The sequence below is a fragment of the Pantoea sp. X-Soil-YNGN-785 genome, from assembly GCF_059730585.1.
In genome coordinates, this window is sequence record NZ_AP035942.1 from 332,660 (window position 1) to 357,407 (window position 24,748).

19 protein-coding genes are annotated in these 24,748 nt (G+C 56.8%); 12 read left to right on the top strand and 7 right to left on the bottom strand.

Going from position 1 to position 24,748, the window contains the following annotated elements:
- The first annotated feature begins 494 nt into the window (after nucleotides 1-494).
- The 4 genes from gltP (at nucleotide 495) to AC6I8E_RS01480 (ending at nucleotide 6,603) form a co-directional block, all read left to right on the top strand.
- Nucleotides 495-1,796: a glutamate/aspartate:proton symporter GltP gene (gene gltP / locus AC6I8E_RS01465; protein WP_013359809.1), complete on the top strand. Its 1,302-nt coding sequence runs from the start codon at nucleotides 495-497 to the stop codon at nucleotides 1,794-1,796.
- A 668-nt stretch (nucleotides 1,797-2,464) separates the two neighbouring features.
- Complete coding sequence (gene murQ / locus AC6I8E_RS01470) at nucleotides 2,465-3,376, top strand: N-acetylmuramic acid 6-phosphate etherase (RefSeq protein ID WP_033781566.1); 912 nt, start codon at nucleotides 2,465-2,467, stop codon at nucleotides 3,374-3,376.
- Complete coding sequence (gene murP, locus AC6I8E_RS01475) at nucleotides 3,376-4,830, top strand: PTS N-acetylmuramic acid transporter subunit IIBC (protein WP_497824340.1); 1,455 nt, start codon at nucleotides 3,376-3,378, stop codon at nucleotides 4,828-4,830. The genes murQ and murP overlap by 1 nt, the downstream gene beginning before the upstream one ends.
- A gap of 228 nt (nucleotides 4,831-5,058) precedes the next feature.
- Nucleotides 5,059-6,603, top strand: coding sequence for a methyl-accepting chemotaxis protein (locus AC6I8E_RS01480; RefSeq protein ID WP_497824341.1), 1,545 nt, complete (start codon nucleotides 5,059-5,061; stop codon nucleotides 6,601-6,603).
- A gap of 9 nt (nucleotides 6,604-6,612) precedes the next feature.
- Here the strand turns inward: AC6I8E_RS01480 and AC6I8E_RS01485 are convergent, their stop codons facing one another.
- A complete protein-coding gene (locus AC6I8E_RS01485) occupies nucleotides 6,613-7,578 on the bottom strand; it encodes an AraC family transcriptional regulator (RefSeq protein ID WP_013359813.1) in 966 nt (321 codons plus the stop codon).
- A gap of 104 nt (nucleotides 7,579-7,682) precedes the next feature.
- On the opposite strand from AC6I8E_RS01485, the gene AC6I8E_RS01490 reads away from it, so the two are divergent.
- The 3 genes from AC6I8E_RS01490 (at nucleotide 7,683) to yncE (ending at nucleotide 10,543) form a co-directional block, all read left to right on the top strand.
- Complete coding sequence (locus tag AC6I8E_RS01490; protein WP_033734929.1) at nucleotides 7,683-8,870, top strand: MFS transporter; 1,188 nt, start codon at nucleotides 7,683-7,685, stop codon at nucleotides 8,868-8,870.
- A 212-nt stretch (nucleotides 8,871-9,082) separates the two neighbouring features.
- On the top strand, nucleotides 9,083-9,292 hold the full coding sequence (locus tag AC6I8E_RS01495) for a YdgH/BhsA/McbA family protein (protein ID WP_009092571.1): 210 nt from the start codon (nucleotides 9,083-9,085) through the stop codon (nucleotides 9,290-9,292).
- A 198-nt stretch (nucleotides 9,293-9,490) separates the two neighbouring features.
- Nucleotides 9,491-10,543: a 7-bladed beta-propeller protein YncE gene (gene yncE, locus AC6I8E_RS01500; protein WP_497824342.1), complete on the top strand. Its 1,053-nt coding sequence runs from the start codon at nucleotides 9,491-9,493 to the stop codon at nucleotides 10,541-10,543.
- Between the two features lie 58 nt (nucleotides 10,544-10,601).
- On the opposite strand, the gene sbmA is transcribed toward yncE, so the two are convergent.
- A complete protein-coding gene (gene sbmA, locus AC6I8E_RS01505; protein WP_497824343.1) occupies nucleotides 10,602-11,846 on the bottom strand; it encodes a peptide antibiotic transporter SbmA in 1,245 nt (414 codons plus the stop codon).
- A 275-nt stretch (nucleotides 11,847-12,121) separates the two neighbouring features.
- Between sbmA and AC6I8E_RS01510 the strand changes: the two genes are divergently transcribed.
- Genes AC6I8E_RS01510 through AC6I8E_RS01520 form a run of 3 tightly spaced genes read left to right on the top strand, consistent with a single transcriptional unit; the run spans nucleotide 12,122 to nucleotide 15,964 of the window.
- The gene (locus AC6I8E_RS01510; protein ID WP_497824344.1) at nucleotides 12,122-12,856 is read left to right on the top strand and encodes a gluconate 2-dehydrogenase subunit 3 family protein; all 735 of its coding nucleotides are present in this window, start codon (nucleotides 12,122-12,124) and stop codon (nucleotides 12,854-12,856) included.
- Nucleotides 12,857-12,858: 2 nt separating this feature from the next.
- Nucleotides 12,859-14,643, top strand: a complete 1,785-nt coding sequence (locus AC6I8E_RS01515; protein WP_013359818.1) for a GMC family oxidoreductase — start codon at nucleotides 12,859-12,861, stop codon at nucleotides 14,641-14,643.
- Nucleotides 14,644-14,653: 10 nt separating this feature from the next.
- Nucleotides 14,654-15,964: a c-type cytochrome gene (locus tag AC6I8E_RS01520; protein ID WP_095706352.1), complete on the top strand. Its 1,311-nt coding sequence runs from the start codon at nucleotides 14,654-14,656 to the stop codon at nucleotides 15,962-15,964.
- Between the two features lie 46 nt (nucleotides 15,965-16,010).
- On the opposite strand, the gene AC6I8E_RS01525 is transcribed toward AC6I8E_RS01520, so the two are convergent.
- The 4 genes from AC6I8E_RS01525 to AC6I8E_RS01540 all read right to left on the bottom strand — a co-directional run bounded on the left by AC6I8E_RS01525 (nucleotide 16,011) and on the right by AC6I8E_RS01540 (nucleotide 22,032).
- Complete coding sequence (locus AC6I8E_RS01525; protein WP_195857454.1) at nucleotides 16,011-17,420, bottom strand: MFS transporter; 1,410 nt, start codon at nucleotides 17,418-17,420, stop codon at nucleotides 16,011-16,013.
- A 182-nt stretch (nucleotides 17,421-17,602) separates the two neighbouring features.
- Nucleotides 17,603-19,120 carry a p-aminobenzoyl-glutamate transporter gene (abgT, locus tag AC6I8E_RS01530; protein ID WP_497824345.1) on the bottom strand — a complete coding sequence of 506 codons (1,518 nt, stop codon included), beginning with the start codon at nucleotides 19,118-19,120 and terminating at the stop codon, nucleotides 17,603-17,605.
- Between the two features lie 159 nt (nucleotides 19,121-19,279).
- Complete coding sequence (locus AC6I8E_RS01535) at nucleotides 19,280-20,722, bottom strand: M20 family metallopeptidase (protein ID WP_312216489.1); 1,443 nt, start codon at nucleotides 20,720-20,722, stop codon at nucleotides 19,280-19,282.
- The gene (locus tag AC6I8E_RS01540) at nucleotides 20,719-22,032 is read right to left on the bottom strand and encodes an amidohydrolase (protein WP_497824346.1); all 1,314 of its coding nucleotides are present in this window, start codon (nucleotides 22,030-22,032) and stop codon (nucleotides 20,719-20,721) included. Before AC6I8E_RS01540 ends, AC6I8E_RS01535 begins: the two co-directional genes overlap by 4 nt.
- A gap of 114 nt (nucleotides 22,033-22,146) precedes the next feature.
- On the opposite strand from AC6I8E_RS01540, the gene AC6I8E_RS01545 reads away from it, so the two are divergent.
- Nucleotides 22,147-23,043 (top strand): LysR family transcriptional regulator, encoded by an 897-nt coding sequence (locus AC6I8E_RS01545; RefSeq protein ID WP_061061389.1) that lies wholly within the window; start codon nucleotides 22,147-22,149, stop codon nucleotides 23,041-23,043.
- Nucleotides 23,044-23,116: 73 nt separating this feature from the next.
- Nucleotides 23,117-23,554 (top strand): VOC family metalloprotein YjdN, encoded by a 438-nt coding sequence (gene yjdN, locus AC6I8E_RS01550; RefSeq protein WP_013359825.1) that lies wholly within the window; start codon nucleotides 23,117-23,119, stop codon nucleotides 23,552-23,554.
- Between the two features lie 122 nt (nucleotides 23,555-23,676).
- Here the strand turns inward: yjdN and AC6I8E_RS01555 are convergent, their stop codons facing one another.
- The gene (locus AC6I8E_RS01555) at nucleotides 23,677-24,543 is read right to left on the bottom strand and encodes a nucleoside-specific channel-forming protein Tsx (protein WP_033781580.1); all 867 of its coding nucleotides are present in this window, start codon (nucleotides 24,541-24,543) and stop codon (nucleotides 23,677-23,679) included.
- Nucleotides 24,544-24,748: the final 205 nt, after the last annotated feature.

A 24,748-nucleotide genomic window follows, 5' to 3' on the forward strand; every position in this document is an offset into this window, starting at 1 on the left:
ACGAGATAAACCTCTTCGGGAGAAGCGTGAAGCCATTCTGATATTTCCGGTTAACTCTCTGGCGGCGAGGGGGAATTAAGAAGCGGTGTCATCCGGGATTAGACTGGATAAAAAGCAAGCAAACGCGCCGGACGCGTTTTTAACCCACTCTGCATAGCTATGCGGAAATTCATCTAAGTATTACTTTTCATAACAGCAGGTTAGGGATTTTTACTTCCGGCAGCACTTTATGCTACTCAGGTGGCTAACTTTTAATCGGATTCGCCAGGGGTTGCATTTACCACAGTGAAAATGGTACTTATCTCGCCCCTGTTCTGCAGGTATCAACTCAGACCGCGTCTGAAAATGGGTATGGGAATCATCAGATTTTCATACGAGGCGCTGTTTCTAAACACCCTCTAATTTACCGGGCTTTTTGCTCACTCCCTGTGTGTATTGTCTTCTGCACCTTCGCAGTAGAGAGAAACGGGTTTTGACTGAGGAAATTACGCGTTATGAAAGGTTTTAAAATCAGCCTGGCCTGGCAGATTCTGACAGCCCTGGTGCTCGGCATCGTTGTGGGTGCTGTGTTGCATAATCAGCCAGACAATCGTGAATGGTTAGTCACCAACATTCTCAGTCCTGCAGGCGATATCTTTATTCATCTTATCAAGATGATTGTGGTACCGATTGTGATTTCATCCCTGATTGTCGGCATCGCTGGCGTGGGTGATGCAAAGAAGCTGGGACGCATCGGCGTCAAAACGATTCTCTACTTTGAAGTGATCACCACCATTGCCATTGTGGTCGGTATTACGCTGGCCAACGTATTTCAACCCGGCACCGGCATTGATATGTCAACGCTGGCAACGGTGGACATCTCTAAATATGAAGCCACAACGGCAGAGGTACAGGGCGGTCCGCACAGCCTGGTGACCACAATTCTGTCGCTGATCCCGCAGAATATTTTCGCCTCTATGGCGAAGGGCGACATGCTGCCGATTATCTTCTTCTCGGTGCTGTTTGGCTTAGGCCTGTCGTCACTGCCGTCAGAACAGCGCGATCCGCTGGTGAACCTGTTCCGTGGTATCTCTGAAGCGATGTTTAAAGTGACGCACATGATCATGCGTTATGCGCCGGTCGGTGTGTTTGCGCTGATCGCGGTGACGATTGCTAACTTCGGTTTTGCCTCGCTGTGGCCGCTGGCTAAGCTGGTGCTGCTGGTTTATGCGGCGATTCTGTTCTTCGCCTTTGTGGTGCTGGGCGGGGTAGCGCGCTTCTGTAAGCTGCGCATTACCACGCTGATGCGCATCCTGAAAGATGAGCTGATTCTCTCTTACTCCACGTCCAGCTCGGAAACCGTGTTGCCTCGCATCATGGAGAAGATGGAAGCTTACGGCGCGCCGAAAGCGATCACCAGCTTCGTGGTGCCGACCGGTTATTCATTTAACCTGGATGGTTCAACGCTGTATCAGAGCATCGCGGCGATCTTTATTGCGCAGCTGTACGGCATTGACCTGTCGCTGACTGATGAGATTGTGCTGGTTCTGACGCTGATGGTGACCTCGAAAGGGATCGCTGGCGTGCCAGGCGTATCCTTCGTGGTGCTGCTGGCTACGCTGGGCAGCGTCGGCATTCCGCTGGAAGGTCTGGCGTTTATCGCCGGTGTTGACCGCATCATGGACATGGCGCGTACCGCGCTGAATGTGGTCGGTAACGCGCTGGCAGTGCTGGTGATTGCCCGCTGGGAAAACCAGTTCGACGCCGAACAGGCGAAAGCGTATGAGCTGCAGCTGCGGACGCAGACGGCAAGCTGAGAACAGCGCTAACGTAAAAAAGGGCTCAACGAAAGTTGGGCCCTTTTTGTTTGTGCGGCTTAGTTCTTACCTGGTCAATAGAGCAGAAATGAAAGATCAGCCTTTGTGCCGTTCAGTCGGGCACAAAGGCAGGCTGCGTAAAGTCGGCATAAACCCGTCCCTGGGCCTCGGCCGCCGGTTACTCGCCTCATCCATGAGGCTCGCCCGCAAGCGGGCCAGCGCTTTACGTTGTTCAAAAACGCTCCAGGCGTTTTTGTCCATGCGACGGATGCTTTACTCCGCTACTCATGTTTATTCGCCACACTTGTTCGAACAGCAGTAAAACAGCCTGAGGGAAGAAAAGGTTCACCTGAAGAGTAAAGCGTCCCACGCCAGGGACGGCGTGGGACGAGCGTCATGGATGATGAATGCGTCTTTACGATCAGGTGAACCTTTTCTGACCGGCTCCGATTTCCCAGCAACACTACTCACACACCCTGCGCCCAGGCCGGAATGCACAGCATTTAAACCCCGTATACTAGTCACCCTGCTTAAACTCAACGCTGTCCCGCCCACTCCCCGCAACATGATTCACCCCACATCCATTGAAAAAAGATCTCACTCAATGAATTAATCATTCGTTATGATGTTTGGTAATTTGAATAATTTATTCCTTAACGGAGCCCGTCATGAAACTCGACCTCAGCCAGATGATCACCGAAGGCCGCAACCCGGCCAGCCAGAACATCGATGAACTCTCTACCGAAGCGATGCTGCGCGTCATTAATGATGAAGATAAAAAGGTGGCGCTGGCGGTAGAGGCCATCGTGCCGCAGATCGCCGACGCCGTTGACGCCATCTGCGCTGCGTTCCAGGCGGGTGGGCGATTAATCTATTGCGGTGCGGGCACCTCCGGGCGGCTGGGCATCCTGGATGCCAGCGAATGCCCGCCTACCTTTGGTACGCCACGCGAACAGGTCATCGGCCTGATTGCCGGCGGTCATACCGCCATACTCCAGGCGGTCGAAAATGCCGAAGATAACCGGGAACAGGGCGCGCAGGATCTGAAAGATATCCACTTCAGCCGCCACGATGTGCTGGTCGGTATCGCCGCCAGCGGTCGCACACCTTACGTGCTCGGTGCGCTGGCTTACGCCAACGAGCTTGGTGCGACTACCGTGTCGCTCACCTGTAATCCCGGCAGCGCCATGTCGCAGGTCGCTGCGATTGCGCTCACGCCGGTGGTCGGCCCGGAAGTGGTCACCGGCTCCTCCCGCATGAAAGCGGGCACGGCACAAAAACTGGTGCTCAACATGCTCACCACAGGCTCGATGATCCGCAGCGGAAAAGTCTACGGCAACCTGATGGTTGATGTGGAAGCGACCAACCAGAAACTGGTGCAGCGCCAGGTCAACATCGTCATGCAGGCCACGGACTGTGATGACGCGACCGCCAGCGCTGCGCTTACCGCCTGCGGCGGACACTGCAAAACCGCGATCCTGATGGTGCTGGCTGACCTGGCCGCCGATGAGGCGAAAGCGCTGCTCAGTCAGCATCAGGGCTTTATCCGTCAGGCTCTGCAGGCAGCGGGAGCACGCTAATGGCGAAAATCACCGAAGCACTGTTGCGTGACATCCTGCAGGCGGTCGGTGGCGCGCAAAATATCGCGGCCTGTGGTCACTGCATGACGCGGCTCCGCCTGACGCTAAATCAGCCGGAACAGGCTGATCTGGCAGGATTAAAAAGCCTGCCGGGCGTGCTGGGCGTTATCGACAGCGAGGCGCAGTTACAGATTGTCCTGGGGCCAGGCAAAGCGCAAACCGCCGCCGAGGGGATGCAGAGCCTGCTGGTGCAGGATGAAAGCACACCGGCATCACAGGACGAAACAGCCGATCTTAGCCAGCGGGCGGCGCAGCAGAAGCAGCAGCTAAAGGCGAAACAGACCAGCGGCGTGCATCAGTTCCTGTCGCGCTTCGCCACCATCTTCACCCCGCTGATCCCGGGCTTCATCGGCGCGGGGCTGCTGCTGGGCTTTGCCACGCTGATTGAGCAAAGCCTCCACCTTAATGCGCCCGGCGAACACGCGCCCTGGCTGCTGCACACCGTGGCGTACATGAAAGTGTTCGGCAAAGGACTGTTCACCTTTCTCAGTATCCTGATTGGCTACAACGCGCAAAAAGCCTTTGGCGGCAGCGGCGTCAATGGTGCCATCATCGCCTCACTGTTTGTGCTCGGCTATGTGCCCACCGCCACCACCGGCTACTACAGCGGCATGGAGAGCTTCTTTGGCCTGACGATCGACCCGCGCGGCAACATTATTGGTGTGCTGATGGCGGCGATTATCGGGGCGTGGATTGAGAAACAGCTGCGCAAAATCATTCCCGACAACCTCGATATGATCCTGACTTCTCTGTTTACACTGGTGATTACCGGGGCCATCACCTATCTGCTCATCATGCCGCTGGGTGGTGAACTGTTTAAGGGTATGTCGTGGCTGTTTATCCATCTCAATAACAATCCCTTTGGCTGTGCGCTGCTGGCCGGGTTGTTCCTGATCGCGGTGATGTTCGGCATCCATCAGGGCTTTATTCCGGTCTACTTTGCGTTGATGGAAACGCAGGGGTTTAACTCGCTGTTCCCGATTCTGGCAATGGCGGGCGCAGGGCAGGTCGGCGCATCACTGGCGCTCTGGTGCAAAGCAGAAAAAGGGGCGCTGCTGCGGGCGCAGATCAAAGGTGCCATTGTGCCCGGCCTGCTGGGCGTCGGAGAACCGCTGATCTACGGCGTCACGCTGCCGCGCCTCAAACCTTTTATTACCGCCTGCGGTGGCGGGGCGCTGGGTGGTTTCTTTATCGGGCTGGTAGCGTGGCTGGGTTTGCCGGTCGGGATGAATACGGTATTCGGACCCTCCGGGCTGGTCACGCTGCCGCTGATGACCTCCAGCCAGGGGATTTTCGCCGGTATGGCGGTTTACCTGGCCGGGCTGATGGTGGCCTGGACCGGCGGATTCCTGCTCACCTGGTGGTTTGGCACCCGGAATGTCGACCTCAGCTGAGCGCCTGCCGGAATTCTGAAATCCGGCTAACGGATGAATAATCACCTGAAAATGTGAAATCTGCCGCAAAGCGGCTTTTTTCGCGGCGGAAATTTAACTGAAACGTTAAAGAGAGTAAGGAAGCATGCCGAAAACATAAAAAAAGGTAATCGTTATTTCTCAGCCCACCGTTTTCACGCTGACACGCAGACTGTCACGTGAAGGCGGTCGGGTCTTCAAGGATTTTTGATGCGTAACAACCAGCCTGTCTCTCAGCGTGAATATCAGTTTGACGATCATGCGACACTCATGTCGACCACCGATCTCAACAGCCACATCACCTACGCCAACGACGCGTTTATCGAAGCAAGTGGATTCACTGCTGACGAGATTAACGGCCAGCCGCATAACATGGTGCGTCACCCCGATATGCCACCAGAAGCGTTTGCCGACATGTGGGCGACGCTGAAACAGGGCGAGCCCTGGACTGCACTGGTTAAGAACCGCCGTAAAAATGGCGATCACTACTGGGTGCGGGCCAACGCTATTCCGGTGGTGCGCAACGGTAAAGTGCAGGGCTATATGTCAGTACGCACCAAACCCACGGCAGAGGAAGTCCGTCAGACCGAAGCGCTCTATCAGGATTTTCGTGAAGGCCGCGCCAGAGGGCGACGTTTTCACAAAGGCCTGCTGGTTCGCAGCGGCTGGCGTCGTCCCGCCTCCATTCTGAAAACGCTGCCCCTGCGCTGGCGGATCCGCAGTACGCTGCTGGCGTTACTGCCCCTCTCAGTGGCAGGTGTCTGGGCGCTGGGTATGACGCACGCAGCACTGGCCGGCTTTACCGCAGGCATGGCGGCGCTACTCACACTGAGCAGTCTGTGGCTGGAACAGCAGATTTCACGGCCTATCGAGCGGATGTGCAAACAGGCGCTGAGCGTGGCGACCGGTGCGAGTCACAAGGTCGAGCAGATGGATCGCGTTGATGAGGTCGGCGTCACGCTGCGCGCTATCGGTCAGCTCGGATTGATGTTCCGCTGGCTGGTGGATGATGTCAGCGGTCAGGCGATCAATGTGTTAAGCGCCAGCGACGCCATTGCCCGCAGCAATAACGAACTGAGTCGTCGCACCGAGCAGGCCGCGGCCAACGTACAGCAGACCGCAGCCACCATGAACGAAATGACCGCCACGGTGAAGAGCAATACTGAAACGGCGAACGAGGTGAATACCCTGTCAGCTGACACCAGTCAGGCAGCCAGTAAAGGCGGTGAGGTAATGACCGAGATGATGGGTATGATGGGCGAAATTGCTGACAGTTCAAAGCGGATTGCCAATATTACCAGCGTTATTGACGGCATTGCTTTTCAGACCAATATTCTGGCGCTGAACGCCGCAGTAGAAGCGGCACGGGCCGGTGAGCAGGGCAAAGGCTTTGCAGTAGTGGCAGGCGAAGTCCGTAGCCTTGCACAACGCAGCGCCAAAGCCGCCAGCGAAATCAAAATGCTGGTCGAAACCAGTGCCAGCCGCGTTCAGTCGGGCAATGAGCACGCCAGCGCGGCGGGCCGGACGATGCAGGATATCGTGTCACAGGTACAGAATGTGACTGCCCTGATCGCTCAGATCAGCGCCGCCACGGCCGAACAGGCGACCGCGCTCAGCGAAGTCAGTTCAGCGGTGGAAGATCTTGATGACATCACCCATCAGAACGCCGCCCGCGTAACAGAAAGCGCCGAGGCTTCAGGTCGCATGACCCATCAGGCTAACCGGCTGGTGGAAGCGATCAGCGTGTTTCGTTAAGAGATCCGATTACGAGGCTAGCGCCTGCGTGCCGTCGCGTCCGGCACGCAGCGCGCCTGGCGACTGCCCGACAATCCGCTTGAAGGCGCGACTGAACGCCGCAATCGAGCCGTAGCCGAGATGATAAGCGACGGCTTCCACCGCTTCGCCATTGTTTACAATCCGTTGCACCGCCAGCCGCATCCGCAATTCGGTCAGATATCGCAGCGGCGTCATGCCGGTAGCCGTGAGAAAACGTCCGGCGAACACCGAACGCGAACAGCCTGCTACGCTGGCGAGTCGCGCCACCGTCCAGTTTTCGCCCGGCTCCCGATGCATCGCGGCAATCGCCTGGCTCAGACGCGGATCGCGCATCGCCTGCACCAGCCCGCTACTCTGGCCGCAGCCGTTCTCTACCCAGCCGCGAACTATCAGCGCGGCAACCACATCAGCCAGACGCGACAGAATCCCGGCAAATCCCGCCTGGCGGGTCCGCGATTCCCGCTCCATCGCCGCCAGAATAGGCTGAATCTCCGGGTACTGCGACAGCAGCGTACTCACCAGCATCACATCCGGCATGGTGTTGATCAGCGGTTGCATGCCGCCAAGCTCAAACGCCATGCAGGCGCTGAACAGCAGCACGCTGTGCTCGTCATCACAGGCATCTTCCGGTGCAGCAATCGCACAGACGCTGTCGCAAATCGGCTTACTCGCCATGTTCTTAATACACTGGCAGTCCGCCTCCTCACTGGAGATCAGGCTGTGCGGCTTACCGTGCGGCACCAGTAGCGCATCGCCGCTGTTGAGCTGAAACACCTCACCGGAGGCGCCGCGTACCAGCAGTGAACCGCGCCCGACAAAGTGAAACTGCGCCCGCCCCGGCGCGTGCTCATAATGCAGCCCGAACGGCGCGCTTACCGCGATACGCTGATAGTTCACGCCATACAGACGCATTCCCATCAGCAGTTCACTGGTCAGATCTCCATAGTGGCTCATACGATTCCAGACGAATTATCAAAAATGAAGGTGTAAGCATCATAGATCGTCCTGACGCTCCACTCTATGCTCTCACTCACTTTTTTATCTTCCGGAGAAGCAGCATGAGTCTGACAACCGAAGTGGCTGATGAGGTTTCCTCGCCGACCCGTCCCGCCTGGGGCGCGGTGTTTGCTATGGCGTTTGGGGTGTTCAGCCTGATTACCGCCGAATTTTTACCCGTGAGTCTGCTGACGCCAATGGCCCACAGCCTGGGCGTTTCAGAAGGGCAGGCGGGACAGACCGTCACTATCACCGCGCTGGTGGCGCTGTTTACCAGTCTGGTTACCGGCAGCGTCACGCGGCGCATCGATCGCCGCATCGTTATGCTGGTGTTTTCGCTATTGCTGATTGCCTCGGCGCTGATGGTGGCGTTTGCGGCTGACCTGACGGTGATCCTGCTGGCGCGGGTGCTGCTGGGGATGGCCATTGGCGGCTTCTGGACGCTCTCAACGGCCATCACCATGCGTCTGGTACCCACCGATCAGGTACCGCGTGCGCTCTCTATTGTCTTCAGCGGGATCTCGCTGGCGACGATTATCGCCACGCCACTTGGCAGCTATCTCGGTGGACTGGTGGGCTGGCGCAACATCTTTATGCTGACCGCCGGACTGGGTGCGGTGGCGCTGCTGTGGCAGTTCTTTACCCTGCCCGCCATGCCAGCAGAGAACAAAGCCCGCAATGGCGGCGTGCTGGCGCTCCTGCGTATCGGCGTGATGCGCTGGGGCATGCTAGCGGTGATCATGATGTTTACCGGCCACTTCGCTTTCTTCACCTATCTGCGTCCATTCCTGGAAGGCGTTGCACAGCTCAACCTTAATCAGCTGTCGCTGGCGCTGCTCGCCTTTGGCGTGGCGAACTTCTTTGGTACCTCGCTGGCGGGTTTTCTGGTCACCCGCAGCGTATCGCTGACGCTGAGCGGGATGGCGCTGTTAATGAGCGTCACTGCGCTGATGCTGGTGAGCTTTGGCGATGTCAGCTGGATGGTAGGCGCAGGCGTGGCAATCTGGGGCATGGCATTTGGTTCGATGCCAACCGGCTGGTCAACCTGGATTTCGCGCGCGGTGCCGGATGACGCGGAATCAGGCGGCGGGTTACTGGTCGCCACCATTCAGCTGGCGATTACCGTCGGCGCGGCTGCGGGCGGCTGGATGTTTGACCTGCGCGGAGCAGGCGGCGTGTTCGTTGCCAGTGGCGTGCTGATGCTGCTGGCTGCACTGACCATCTTCACGCGGGTGCGGCATCACGGTTAAACTTCTGAGGGCAGCGCATTATGCTGCCTTTTTTTATGGAAGTGGGTTATTAACCTTTTGAGCGATAACTGTGCGATACGTGCTTTTTATGTTCAGTTTTACTGAAAGAGATAAGCAAAACCCTCCGCTTTTTACTGATCAACTTCCGGACTAGTATATCTATCAACAAGGCAGCACGCCTTACCTGATAAAAATTAACCGAGGAATTGACCATGAAATCTATCAAAACTTTTGCAGCTGTTATCGCGCTTTCTGTTCTGCCATTCGCCAGCTTCGCGCAATCTGTGACCGCTATCGACTCTACGCTGGATGGTGCAGAAGCGAAAATTGCTGCACAGGCGCAGGAAGCTGGTGCTTCATATAAAATCACTGAAGCTTACACCAACAACGGCGTTCACATGACCGCTGAGCTGCTGAAATAAAACGCTTTACCCTCTTGTGCTGACAGGACGCCTCCGGGCGTCCTGGCTTCGTTTCTCCGCGAATAATCCTGTCCCTTTCCTTCATAAATAATTATCATTCTCAAAAAAACGTAAATCAGCCTGTGCGTCAGGCCTTTCTGGTTGCAATGTCGGGCTTTCTTATCACTGCGTCTGCAGTGGATTAACTCTGGAGAAGTTATGAAAGCGATTACCATTACGCGCCGGACTCTGCGTCCGCTGTTACTGGCTACGGCCCTGTTCTCTGCCTCAGGATGGCTGGCAGCGCAGGCGGCGGATCTTAATCAGTCCGTGGGTAAAGGTGTTTATGAACTGGCGGTCAGCCCGAAAGACAACGCGCTGTTCGTGGCGACAGCGCAGAACAGCAGCGGTAACGGCGGTACGGTTTTCCGTCTCGACCCGTCTACGCTGGCGGTACAGCAGGCAATCAACACTGAACTGAAATCCTTTGGTGCGGCAATCAATCCCCAAACCAACATGCTTTATATTGGTAATACCGTAAACGGTTCGGTCACCGCTATCGATGCCAGTAGCGGTAAGGTACTGAATACGCTGGTGCTGGATAGCCGTCCGCGCAGTGAGACCGTGCGTCCGCTACAGCCGCGCCAGGTGGCGGTTGATGTGAAAACTAACCGGGTTTATATCACCGGACTGGGACCGCAGAGCGTGGTCTGGGTGGTGGATGGCGGCACGATGAAGCTTGTCAGCACCATTCCGAATACCGGCAAAATGGGCACCGGTCTGGCTGTGGATGCCGATGCGCAAAAGGTCTACGTCACCAATGCCGATGGCGAACTGGTCACGATTAATGCGCGTACAAATGCGGTTGAGAAGAAGCAGAAGATTGACGGCGATAAAGAACACTTCTTCCTGAACCTTGCGCTGGATACCGGTGGTCAGCGCGCTTTCCTGACAGATTCAAAGCAGGCGCAGTTGCTGGTTGTGGATCTGCGTAATCAGCAGGTAATTCAGCGGATTGATGTGCCTGAATCGCTGGCGGTGTTGTTCAATGCGCAGCGTGATGAGCTTTATGTTACCCACCGCAAAGCTGGTGAAGTCAGCATCATCGACGCCAGCAGCTATAAGGTGAAGCGCACGGTAAAAACCCCGGCATTGCCTAACAGCATGGCGCTCTCGGCGGATGGTAAGGTGCTGTACGTCAGCGTAAAACAGCCCGGCTCGCGCAAGGAACCGCCCAAAAATCCTGATAGCGTGATGCGTATTGTACTGTAAGTGATTCCTCTTCCTCTCCAGCCAGAGAGGAAGAGTCTTCCCCTAAACCACTAAACCACTAAACCTCTTCCGATGCCTCGCGCATCATCTCATCATGCGGCACATCATCCAGGATCTGTTCAAAGCTGCGCAGACGTTTGTAGATCGACATCAGTTCAACCAGCGTTGACCACGAGGTGATCAGATACTGGAACGAGCCGCGAACCTGATCGAACACGTTGCTAATCTGATTGAGCAGACCCAGCGTTATTGTTCCTGCGGCGATTGAAGGGAACAACATGACCAGGCCAAAGACATTATCTATCTGCAGATAAAACATTCTGGCGATATTAAAGTACAGATAATGAAAATAGAGGCGAAAGTAATTCAGTCTGACGTTGCTAAAAAGCGCTTTTACCGTTGGCGGTGAAGCGCGATCTGCATTGTCTTCGCCGTAAACCAGCTCTTTACGATAAGCGGCTTCGACTCGCTGATTGCGAAATTCCAGTCCCGGCAATTTTAATCCTACGACGGCTAACAGTCCTGTTCCCAGCACAGACCAGATAACGGCGGCAACGACCAGTGCATAAGGTATAGCGCCAAGAATGGGTACGCTTTTTACATGATGTGACAGCTGAACCAGGATCGGTAAAAAAGCGATGAGCGTCATGATCGCCTGGATGAAACTGACTCCCCAGCCCTCCAGTGTCTGAGCAAAGCGCATCGTATCTTCCTGCACTCGCTGTGCAGCACCCTCTACATGACGCAGTCGCTGCCAGTTATGCATGTAGTAGTTATTCATCGCGGTACGCCAACGGAATACCCAGTGGCTGATGAAAAAGGCATTAGTGACGCCAATAGCCACCGCAACCATAACAATGCCCGCTATGCCTGCCATTTCAGTGTAAAGCTGGGTTATCGTTACTGAACCGGCTTTGGTTATTGCCTTCTGGATCAGGTCGTAAAAGGGTTGATACCAGGCGTTGATGGCGACACCGACCTGAACGCCAAACCAGGTAACAAAAATAATCAGCGCAGAACCCCACACCGACCAGCGCTGCCAGGGATGGTTATCAATCATTCGCCAGGCAAGGGCAAACAGGCTAACCAGCAGCCAGTAGTAGGCATAAAACCATAACTCACCCGGTGCAATAAAGCGCATCACTGTGGTGGGCAAGGGCTGCTTTATCGCGGCCTGAAAAGCAGGCGAAAAATGGGCAGGCAAATCGCTGGCAAAGCCGAACCAGGCAATAATCGCTACTAAGCTCCAGACAGCCGCAGAGCTGAAAAACAGCGCTGGCCGCGGAAAAAAAGACTTAAACATAGGCACTCCGCTGTTGTGTGTTGCCTGTTATAACGTTTTTGGCGGGTCGCTGTCTGTAGTCTGTTGTTTCTGCTCATGACAGGACGGTGATAGATGTTAATGAAATTGTGCGGTTTTGTTTCGTGGAACTAAATCTTTGTGAATGGCAGTGTTACAATATGGTGCTTTGTTACCGGTAACAAAAATCTGTCACCCTGAATTTGCTTATAAAAACCATTACAACGCAACCCTCTACTTTTTCATACCGCTCACGATAGCGGGAATGAGGCAATGTCATGTCAGAACAAAAAAAGGGTCATTCACGCAGGGATTTTTTGCTGAAGACTATTACCCTGGCGCCTGCAATGGCGGTAGGTTCCACAGCGATGGGCGCGCTCTCCCTGCCGCTCGCTGTGCAGGCGGCTGAAACCCCGGCGGGTCCACAGCAGGCGCGTGACTACCAGCCAGCCTGGTTTACCGCCGAAGAGTTTGCCTTTATTGCTGCCGCCGTAGCTCGCCTGATCCCCAGCGATGAATGCGGGCCGGGTGCGCTGGAAGCGGGCGTGCCGGAGTTTATCGATCGTCAGATGAATACACCGTATGCCACGGGTTCAAACTGGTATATGCAGGGGCCGTTTAATCCCGATCTGCCGAAAGAGCTGGGCTATCAGCTGCCGCTGGTACCCCAGCAGATCTACCGGCTCGGTCTGGCCGATGCCGACAGTTACAGCAAGCAGCAGCACGGCAAGGTTTTCGCCCAGCTCAGTGGCGAGCAGCAGGATGCCCTGTTGCAGGCGATGGAGAGTGGCAGCGCGGAATTCAGTCAGCTGCCATCAAAAGTCTTCTTCAGCTTCCTGCTGCAGAACACCCGCGAAGGCTTCTTCAGCGATCCCATCCACGGCGGAAATCAGGGCATGGTCGGCTGGAAGCTGATCAACTTCCCTGGCGCACGCGCCGACTTTATGGACTGGGTAGAGCGCGGCGAACGATATCCGTTCCCATCAGTGTCGATTCGCGGGGAGAGAAGCTAAGCATGGCTAACGAAATGAAAAAAGTGGATGCAGTGATTGTCGGCTTCGGCTGGGCAGGCGCAATTATGGCGAAAGAGCTGACCGAAGCGGGCCTTAACGTGCTGGCGCTGGAGCGCGGACCGCATCGCGACACCTATCCTGATGGCTCTTATCCGCAGTCCATTGATGAGCTGACCTATAACATCCGCAAAAAGCTGTTCCAGGATCTGTCGAAAAGCACCGTGACCATTCGTCATGACGCTTCGCAGACGGCCGTTCCCTATCGTCAGCTGGCGGCGTTTCTGCCTGGCACCGGTACTGGCGGCGCGGGCCTGCACTGGTCCGGCGTCCATTTCCGTGTCGATCCGGTTGAACTGCGGATGCGCAGCCATTACGAAGAGCGCTACGGCAAGAACTTCATCCCGGAAGGCATGACGATTCAGGATTTTGGCGTCAGCTACGATGAGCTGGAGCCGTTTTTCGACAAAGCAGAAAAAGTCTTTGGTACCTCCGGCAGCGCCTGGAGCATCAAGGGGAAAGTGGTCGGCAAAGATAAAGGCGGCAACCCGTTTGCGCCGGATCGCTCCGATAACTTCCCGCTGCCCGCGCAGAAGCGCACCTATTCGTCACAGCTGTTTGCTCAGGCGGCCGAGTCGGTTGGTTATCACCCTTATGATCTGCCGTCCGCCAATACTTCGGGTCCTTATACCAATACCTATGGCGCGCAGATGGGGCCGTGCAATTTCTGCGGTTACTGCAGCGGCTACGCCTGCTACATGTATTCCAAAGCGTCTCCTAACGTCAACATCCTGCCCGCGCTGCGTCAGGAGCCGAAGTTTGAGCTGCGCAACAACGCTTATGTACTGCGGGTCAACCTCAGCGATGACAAAACGCGCGCAACTGGCGTGACCTATGTGGATGGTCAGGGTCGTGAGCAGGTTCAGCCTGCTGATCTGGTGATCCTTTCCGCTTTCCAGTTCCACAATGTTCACCTGATGCTGCTGTCAGGCATTGGTAAACCGTACAACCCGATCACCAATGAAGGCACCGTAGGCCGCAACTTCGCCTATCAGAACCTCTCTACGCTCAAGGCGCTGTTTGATAAGAACACCACTACCAATCCGTTTATCGGCGCGGGTGGTGCAGGCGTAGCGGTTGATGATTTCAACGCGGATAACTTCGATCACGGGCCGCTGGGCTTTGTCGGCGGTTCGCCATTCTGGGTTAACCAGGCGGGCACTAAACCGATCTCTGGCCTGCCGGTGCCAGCGGGTACCCCTAACTGGGGCAGCAAATGGAAAGCGGCGGTGGCGGATACCTACACCCACCATCTGTCGATGGATGCGCACGGTGCACATCAGTCCTATCGCGCCAACTACCTCGATCTCGATCCCAACTACAAAGATGCCTATGGGCAGCCGCTGCTGCGCATGACCTTTGACTGGCAGGATAACGACATCAAAATGGCACAGTTTATGGTTGGCAAGATGCGCAATATCGCGGAAGCGATGAATCCGAAGATGATCATCGGCGGCGCGAAAAAGCCGGGCACCCATTTTGACTCGACGGTGTATCAGACCACCCACATCAGTGGCGGGGCGATCATGGGCGACGATCCTAAAACCAGTGCGGTGAACCGTTATCTGCAAAGCTGGGACGTGCCAAATGTGTTTGTACCAGGCGCATCCGCCTTCCCGCAGGGACTGGGTTATAACCCGACCGGCATGGTGGCGGCGCTGACCTACTGGTCAGCCAAAGCGATTCGCGAACACTACCTGAAAAACCCCGGTCCACTGGTGCAGGCATAAGGAGATGGCGATGAAAAATGGCATTCTGGCTCTGATTCTCGGCTCCCTGTCGTTCGCCGCCCTGGCGGATAACAGCCAGGACGATCTGGTTAAACGGGGTGAATATCTGGCGCGTGCCGGTGACTGTGTGGCCTGCCACACCAGCAAAGGCGGCGCGGCGTTTGCCGGTGGTCTGCCGATGGCGACACCGATTGGCACCATCTACTCCACCAACATCACGCCCGATCGCGACACCGGCATTGGCGAATACAGCTACGACGACTTCCAGAAAGCGGTGCGTCACGGCGTGGCGAAGAACGGCGATACGCTCTATCCGGCAATGCCATTCCCCTCCTACGCGGTGGTCAGCGATGAGGACATGAAGGCGCTTTACGCCTACTTTATGCATGGCGTTGCGCCGGTTGGACAGCCAAACCGGGAGAGCGACATTCCCTGGCCGCTGTCAATGCGCTGGCCGCTGGCGATCTGGCGCGGCATTTTTGCGCCCGATGTAAAAGCCTTCCAGCCTGCAGCGCAGGAAGATCCGGTACTGGCGCGTGGTCGTTATCTGGTTGAAGGACTGGGTCACTGCGGGGCCTGTCACACGCCGCGTAGCATTACCATGCAGGAGAAGGCGCTGACCAACGAGGAGGGCAGCGACTATCTGGCGGGCAGCAGCGCACCCATTGATGGCTGGACCGCCAGCAACCTGCGCGGCGACAACCGTGACGGGCTGGGTCGCTGGAGCGAAGAGGACCTGCGTCAGTTCCTGCGTTATGGCCGCAACGATCAGACCGCCGCTTTCGGTGGTATGACCGACGTGGTAGAACACAGTCTGCAGCACCTTAGCGAGGCCGATATCACGGCTATTGCACGCTATCTGAAGTCGCTGGGCGCAAAAGACCCGCATCAGGCAGCGTTCAGCGTGGATGATGCCACGGCAAAAGCGCTGTGGCGTGGCGATGACAGCCAGACCGGTGCGGCGACCTACGTCGACAGCTGTGCGGCGTGCCATAAGACCGATGGCAGCGGCTATAAACGCTTCTACCCGGCGCTGCGCGGTAATCCGGTCGTCATGGCGGATGATCCGACCTCGCTGATCCACATTGTGCTGGTGGGCGGACAGTTGCCTGGCGTGAATGGTGCGCCGTCGACCATTACCATGCCGGCATTCGGCTGGCGCCTCAACGATCAGCAGGTGGCGGACGTGGTGAACTTCGTGCGCAACAGCTGGGGCAACAAGGCGTCGGAGCAGGTCAGCGCGAAACAGGTGGCTGAGCTACGTAAAGATGAAAAAGATCGGCTGGGCAGTGCAGATATCCGGGTACTGGAAGGCAAGTAACCGGCAGTAAAAAAGGCCGTCATCATCAGGATGACGGCCTCTTCTTTTAAATATTCTCCAGATCGATTCCGCGCGTTTTCGGCCCGTAAATTCCCACCGACAGCATTACCATCACCATGCTCAGCACGATAAAGGTAATCACGCCTGGCGTTCCGGCATACTGCAATATCACCCCGATCAGGATGCTGCTGAAGACTGTAGAAAGGCGGCTGAAGGAGTAGCAAAAGCCGACTGCACGCGCCCGAATGTGGGTGGGGAAGATCTCGGTCTGATAGGCGTGGAAGCTGAAGGTCAGCCATGCATTTGACCAGGTGATCAGGAAGCCGCACATAATCAGCAATACCGGCTGCGTCTGGAAGGCAAAGAGCGTACCGAACACCACCGTCATCAGCGACGACAGGACGATTTGCCACTTATTCTCCATTTTGTCAGCGTAGCGGCTACAGATTAGCGATCCCAGCGGATAGGCCAGCGTGATGAAGAAGGCGTAGAGCAGGCTATGCGTCACCGTGGCACCGCGGCCTGACAGCAGTGCAGGCAGCCAGTTACCAAAGCCGAAAAAGCCAATCGCCTGGAAGAAGTTCATCACCACCAGCATCAGGGTGCGCTTACGGTAAGCGGGTGACCAGATCTCACTGAAACGCCCCTGTTTTGGCAACTGTGCCGCCGCATCATCGGCTGAAAATGCGGGTCCGGCCGGGATGCCACAGCGCTGCTCCATCGCGGACAACACCTGATGCGCCGCCTGATGACACCCCTGCTGCGCCAGCCAGCGTGCTGATTCCGGCAGGTTCCTGCGTACCAGCCAGATCACCAGCGAACAGACCGCGCCCGCGATCACCACCCAGCGCCAGCCTTCCAGGCTGAGCAGCGTTTGCGGAATCAGCCACCACGACATCAGCGCCACGGCAGGCACCGACAAAAACTGCACGAAAAAGGAGAAGGCAAAAGCGCGGCTGCGCAGATGGCTCGGCACCCATTCCGACAGATAAGTATCAATGGTCACCAGTTCGACACCCAGCCCGATCCCCACCAGGAAGCGAAACAGAATAATCATCTCCGCACTCTGCTGAAACGCCATCAGCAGCGAAAACAGTCCATACCAGAGCAGCGCGCACATAAAGGTCAGGCGGCGGCCAAAGCGGTCAGCATAGGGTGCCAGCAGGCTGGCACCGAAAAACAGACCGAGAAAGGTGGCCGAGGCGAACGCGGCCTGATCGGAGAAGCCCAGTACACCCGCCGCGCCGGTGTGAAATACGCCCGCCGATAGCAGGCCGGTGCTGATATAACCGGTTTCAAACAGATCATAAAGCTCAAAAAAACCGCCCAGCGCCAGTAGCGTGATAAAGCGCCATAATCCGGCAGAGGAGGGCAGCGCATCAACGCGTGCGGCTAAGCTGTTACGGGCCGCCGATGAAGCGTGCATCGGCGGCAGTCTGGTGGAAGTGGTGGTCATATCAGCGTGAACCTCAGGCAGTGTGGATACGACTCGCAGCCGGTCAGAGGCTTATTAAAATAGTTAACCGTTAGCAAGCGAAGAGATAGCAGGATAATCAATTCATCCGCCGTTGCCGAGAGCGTCGTTGCTGACGATTTAGCAATGTACGTTGCAGGTTTTGCCATCCATGGCACGGCGCCTTAAGGCAGTTTCGGCCAGACGCCTGGCCCGATTGGCAGACCCAGCAGATACCACACCATCAGCAGCGCTATCCAGCTGATAAAGAACACCAGCGGATAGGGGAAGATCAGCACGTAATAAGTGCCGAGCTGCGCATCCTTCTGGTAACGCTGCAAAAAGGCCAGGAACAGCGGCAGAAACGGCGACATCGGTGCCAGCGGCAGCACGGCGGAGTCCGCGATGCGGAAAATCATCTGGGCAAAGGCGGGATGGAAGCCAAGCAGCATAAACATCGGCACGAAGACCGGGGCGAGAATCGACCAGATTGCTGAGCCGCTGGCAATAAACATGCAGAGAAACGCCGACAGGAACATCAACCCCAGAAACGCGGGCGCACCGCTGACGCCAGCGCTTTCCAGCACGTCGGTCAGCCCGATTGCCATGAACTTGCCCATGTTGCTCCAGTTAAAAAACGCCACGAACTGCGACAGCGGAAACACCATCACGATAAAGCCCGCCATGCCCTTCATCGGATCGACCAGCAACTGCGGGATATCATCCGGACGGCGGATCTGTCGGGTGACCACACCGTAAGCAATGGCGACCACAAAGAAGAACAGAATGATGATCGGTACGATGCCCTGAATAAAGGGGGAGGGGATAATGGCGCCGGTAGCGGGGTTGCGCAGCGGCGCATGTTCCGGCACCACCAGCAACGCCATTACGGCGATAAACAGTAATGCGGCGATCCCGGCTGCCCGCAGGCCGCGGTTCTCCAGCGGCGTCAGTGCCGCCAGCTTCTCATCATTGCCCTGCCACTCTGGCAGGCGCGGCTCGACAAATTTGTCGGTCAGCAGCGCACCCACAATCGTCAGTACAATCACCGAGGTAGCCATAAAGAACCAGTTATCGATGACGCTGACGTGCACTGTGTCGCTGACCGCTTTAGCCGCCTCGGTGCTGATCCCCGAGAGCAGCACATCGGTGGTGACAATCAGCAGGTTGGCGGTAAAGCCAGAAGCCACACCGGCAATCGCGGCCAGCAGGCCCGCCACCGGATGACGCCCTACCGCCAGGAAGATCAGCGCACCCAACGGCGGCATCACTACCAGCGCGGCATCCGAGGAGATATGGCTGAAGAAGGCGATAAACAGCACCATGTAGCTGGCATAGCGGCGGCTGACGCGCGATGCCATCTTTACCATCAGCGACTGTAACAGGCCGACCTTTTCTGCCAGTCCGGCACCAATCACCAGCGCCAGAATCGATCCCAGTGGGGTAAAGCTGCTGAAGTTCTTAATGATATTGGGCAGTATCCACTGAATGCCTGCGACGCTCAGCAGGTTGTTCACCCGGACAATTTCGCCGTTGCTGGGGTTTTTTACCGCCAGGTCCAGCGCGCTGATAACGGCGGTTGCCACCATCAGAACAACAATCAAATAGACAAACAGTAAAAAAGGGTTGGGCACTTTATTGCCCACGCGCTCGATCCAGCTGAAAAGCCGGCCAGGGCTGCGGTTTCCCGAGGTTGCTTCCATGGTATTGGTTCTCGTCTTGTATTCCCCTTATCGGCGGAGGTCCGGCCTGGCGCCGGTCGTGGTAGACGACAGACGGTGAGTTCAGTTCCGGCTCCGCTGAATCAGGGAAGTGTTTGCAATATTTTTATAATGGTCCGCGTCAGAGACACGGCCGTTGGCTCATTCGGCCAGTTTTGTGGGTGTGATCCCCGCCGGGATCGGACAGATATAAGGCTGCGCGGCACGTACTCGATCAAACTCGGCCCGGCAGCCAGCCAGCGCCTGCGGATCCGTTAACAGCGTTAACACCGTGGCTGCCATCACTTTGCCCGCCAGAAACATCCCCTTATGCCCGATGCTGGTGCGGCCCTGCGCCACCAGTTGCCAGGTGTGCAGCGGTGTACCGAAGGTAAAGCAGGGCGCAAAGCACTGTGCGGTCGGCGTCACCCAACTGACATCGCCGACATCGGTGGAGCCGTAGAGCAGCTCGCGCGTGACCGCATAGGGCGCGACCTCATCCATAAACAGTTTATCGCCCAGCTGTTCAGCCCAGGCATGACCGGCTTCGCCACCGGTGCGGGCGGCATTGAGCCGGGCATTGCGCAGATCGTCATCGGTCAGGGTGGCACGCAGTTCAGCCGCAAACGCGCGCTCTTCGTCGCTATAGTCGGGCAAACCAAACTGATGCAAATAACGCTCCATCACCGCCTCCAGCGCGCGATTAGGCACGTAGTCAGAACAGGCTTTGTCAAAACGCACGGTCAGCGTGGTGTCGGTCATCAGCGCTGCGCCCCTGGCGATATTGATCACCCGCTCATAGATCGCCTGCGCCTGAGGCAGTTCCGGGGCACGAATCAGGTAGAGCACCTCCGCATCGGCCTGCACCACATTCGGCGAGACGCCGCCGCTGTTGGTGATGGCGTAATGCAGACGCGCTTCCTGTACGATATGCTCGCGCAGGAAGTTGGCGCCGGTGTTCATCAGCGTGACGGCATCCAGTGCGCTGCGGCCCAGATGGGGTGAGTTGGCGGCGTGAGCGGCGACGCCTTTGAAGCTGAAGGCCGCCTGAATGTTGGCAAGCGTGCGCAGATTAAACATCCCGCTGAAACCTTCCGGATGCCAGGTCACGGCGGCGTCAACGTCGTCAAACAGCCCCTCGCGCACCATAAAGGTTTTGCCCGAGCCGCCCTCTTCGCCAGGACAGCCATAAAAGCGAACCGTGCCGCGGGTATGATGCTGCTCCATCCAGGCTTTCACGGCGCAGGCGGCGGCAACACCCGCCGTGCCAAGCAGGTTGTGGCCGCAGCCATGTCCGTTGCCGTTAGCTTCCAGCGGTTGTGGCCGGGCGCAGCCCGACTGCTGGCTCAGACCGGCCAGCGCATCAAACTCACCCATGATAGCAATCACCGGCTTACCGCTGCCCTTGCTGGCGATAAAGGCCGTGTCGATACTCCCCACACCGTGTTCCACTGTAAATCCTTCTCTTTCCAGCGCATCGGCCAGCAGAGCAGAGGAACGGGTTTCGGCGAAGCGCGTTTCCGGCGTGTCCCAGATGGCGTCGCTGAGCGTGCTGAAGCGGAGCTGATGGCGATCGATATAATCGGCAATAAACGCTTCCATCATCGTGAGCCCCCAAACTGCGCCTGGTTCAGCACCAGCGTTGCCAGCAGCGTGATGGCGTCTGGCATGACCCGCTCGTCAAAGTCGAATTTCGCATTGTGGTGACCTGCCGCCAGCGCACAGCCGAAAATGACGTAAGAGGCCTGACCGCCGCGCTGCTTTACCCGCTCCATCATGTAGGTCGCATCTTCCGACCCTGCCGCCTGCGCTTTACGATCGACCACCGAGTCGAAAAGGCCGAGTGCGTCCGCCTGCTGGTGGATGAAGTCGACCCAGGGTTGCGTCGGCGTACAGCTGCGCGCAGCACCCATCAGCGAAACCTGCTGCTCAACGCCATACATCGCTGCCGCACCGGCAATCACCCGCAGCGCCTGCTGATAAATATCGTCGTTAACCTGATTGGTCACGCCACGAGTTTCGACTTTCAGCAGGGCGCAGTCGGCCACTACGTTGCGGCCGGTTCCCGCCTGCAGCACGCCCACGTTAACCCGCGCCACACCGCCGCTGTGCTGGGTTAAACCATGCAGCGCCAGCGTCGCCTGTGCCGCGGCCAGCAGAGCATTGCGACCCTCTTCCGGGCGACCGCCCGCATGGGCACCAATGCCGGTGAAGTGGACATCCAGCTTGGTGGTGGCCAGAAAGCTGTCGCTGCCGCACACCACTTCACCTGCCGGCACGCCGGTGCCGATGTGAATTGCGATGAAACGATCAACCTCATCGACCACGCCCGCGGCGACCATCGCTCTGGCGCCGCGCACACCCTCTTCGGCGGGCTGGAAGATCAGTTTAATTGTACCGCTGAGCTGATCTTTCATCGCCATCAGCACTGAGGCGAGGCCCAGACCAATGGTGGTATGGCCGTCGTGCCCGCAGGCATGCATCATGCCCGCGTTGCAGGAAGCAAATCCTTCACGCTGCGGCAGGTGATCGTCAGCCTGGCTTTCGTTGAGATCCAGTGCATCCATATCGACGCGGAAGCCCATCACCGGGCCGGGACGGCCGGTCTCAAGTATTGCTACGATGCCGCAGAATCCGCCAGAGAAGTGGCTGATCCACTGCGGCAGTGCGCCCTGCTGCAGCGCACGGGCTTCCTGCTGCTTCAGCACGGCGTCGTCGGGCAAGCCCATCCGCGCATCGGCATCGATCACTTCACGGCCCAGCTTTAGTTGATAACCGAGCTTATGCAGTTCTTCAGCGACTAACGTCGCGGTACGGAACTCCAGCCAGCCCGATTCGGCGTAGTGATGGAAGTCGCGACGCCACTGTTGCAGCTGTGGCAGCAGGGCATTGACGTGGTCTGAAAGGGGGGTCATCGGCTCTTTCCTCGTTGTTGATTTTTTATGCACTGCGTCGAATCTACACAATGGTACTGGGTGGCATAAGATGCGAATATCTTGTGACTGATAAACAACGGTTATCGCAAAACTATGTCTGCCAATCTCAAACTTCATCAGCTGCGCGCCTTCACTGACGTAGCACGACAGGGCAGTATCCGGGCGGCAAGCCGTCTGTCCGGGCTGTCGCAACCGGCGTTAACCAAAGCGATTCAGGAACTGGAGCGAGAGCTGGGCGCAAAGCTGTTTATCCGCCGTCAGCAGGGCGTGGTACTGACCGATATCGGTGATAACTTTTTTCGCCATGCCAGCCTGGTGCTGGCTGAGCTGCGGGTCGCAGAAGAGGATATCCAGCAGCGGCTGGGACTGGGTGGCGGTCAGGTGAACATCGGCGTGGGGGGCAGCGTGGCGCGCACCATCATGCCGCAGGTGATAAACCAGTTTCATCGCGAATACCCGCTGGTTAAGGTTCGCATCGTCGAGGGCCAGCTGGTGTCGATGGTGCATGAACTGCGTCAGGGGGCTCTCGATTTCACCATCAACACCTACGATCAGAGTCATCTCGATCAGGAGCTGATGTATGAGCGGGTGATGGAGCGCGAGTATAGAGTGGTGGTGCGTAAAGGCCACCCGCTGGAAAAGGCCCGTTCTCTGGCGGCGTTACAGCAGGCGGACTGGACGATGCCAACGCCAAAAGGGAGTTACTACCGCCTGCTGCACGATTTGTTTGGCGAGCGCGGTATGGCACCCAAAATCGTGGTGACCTGTGAAACCTTTATGGCCTGCACCAGCCTGGTCGCGCAAAGCGATTTCATCAGTATTCTGTCGGTCGACGTGATTGACGATCCCATTCTGGGGCGGTCGCTGGTGGCGCTGACGCTCGACGAGCCCCTGCCGAAAGCCATCTTCTATCTGATCCAGCGCAAAGACACCGCGCTGACGCCGATGAGCAGTTATATGGCGCAACTCTTTCGGCGTTATTGCCAGTAAATTCAGGGAGTAAAGTCGATCGTCTACACTATAGGGGTACTGTAAAAAATCCACCCGACAAATAGAGGTTACGATGCAAGTCAGTCCTTATCTGTTTCTCTATGGCCGTTGTGAAGAGGCTATCGACTTTTACCTGCAGGCGACCGGGGGAGAGCTGCTCTCTAAAATGAAATTTGGTGATATGCCGGATCAGGGTGAGCAGGTAGGCGACCAGTCTGCTGCGCCGCAGCCGCCAGAAAAGATCATGCATGCGCAACTGCGTATCGGTGACGGTGAGCTGATGTTGAGCGATGGTAATACCGAGAAGCCGCCCGCGTCTGAACATGCCGGTTATGCGGTCAGCCTTTCAACTACTGATGTCGAAAAGGGTAAAGCCTGGTTTGAGAAACTATCGGCAGGCGGCAAGGTCACAACGGAGTGGCAGGAGACGTTCTGGTCGAACGGATTCGCGATGTTTATCGATAAGTTCAACATTCCATGGCGCATCAACGTTGAGAAGCCACAGGAATAACCGAAGGTAAGATGCAGGACTGAGTTGCTAAAACTGCCTCTCAAAAGCTGGCCTGGAGAGACAACGCTCCAGGCCAGATCTCCTGCGTGACGGGCGGTTTTTTCAGCCGCCCGTTATCTTTATCAGAAGTTGTAACCCGCCACCAGGTAGTAACCCCAGCCCGTCGATTTCACTTCAAACGGGCCTTTGCCGAAGTTCAGCTCCTGACCATCCGCCCACTGTCCGCCGTTGTGGAAGTAACGCGCCACCGCAGAGAAGTGCCAGTGATCGTAACCCAGTGACAGAATGTGGCTGGAGGCGATGGAGTTGCTGGTGCGTGATGAACCGCCTTTCTCGTTGAGATCGGAACCCCAGTCGAAGTTGGTGAAGCCCACATAGCCCAGATTACCGCCCCACAGCGTGGTGATAGGCACGAAGTATTTCACCTTGAAGCGATAGCCATCCCAGCTGTTTTCGTTCGCCGCGCCGTAGTTTTCCCACTGATATTTGGCGTAGACGTTCAGCGACAGGCCGACATCGCTGTGCGTATCGATATCGGTGCCCAGACCCATATACCAGGTGTTCTGGCGGTTGTCGCTGTTGCGGCCCATATCGTAGATATAGTTATTGGCGAAATACCACTCTTTGAACGGACCAAAGGCCAGGCTGGTGCCGGTCAGTTTGTCGATAGAGAAGCGCGGCTCAATCTCCATAAACATCGGTGAACCGTGGTCGAATACGCCGTTGGCATTGCTGTTGCCGACGCCGAAGAAGTTAGGCACGTCGAGATAGCCGTAGAAATCGAACCAGTCTTTCTTCGCAAACGCTTCATATTCCAGATAAACGTCGTTGTTAAACTGCGGTCCGAAACGCGTGTGGTAGCTGCCTACCACGTTAACGCTCTGATGCCACCAATCCGAGAGATACTGCGGATCGCTTTCAGCGGCCTGCGCAGCACCACTCAATGAACATGCCAGCACGGCACCTGCTATCAACGTTTTATATTTCATTATTATCAGCCACATGCTTTTGACCGCTGCACACCAGACGCAGTCAGAGAGAAATCGGTCCCTTGATGGGAATGAGGGTTTCACAGCGAATAACAACCCGTTCTTCAGCCCGCGTAGCGTGCCTGTAACAGATCGATAGAAAATAGATTTTGCTCACGTTTGTCAAAAAGTGTTGCATTACAATTCAGCTAAAATGTGATGCACT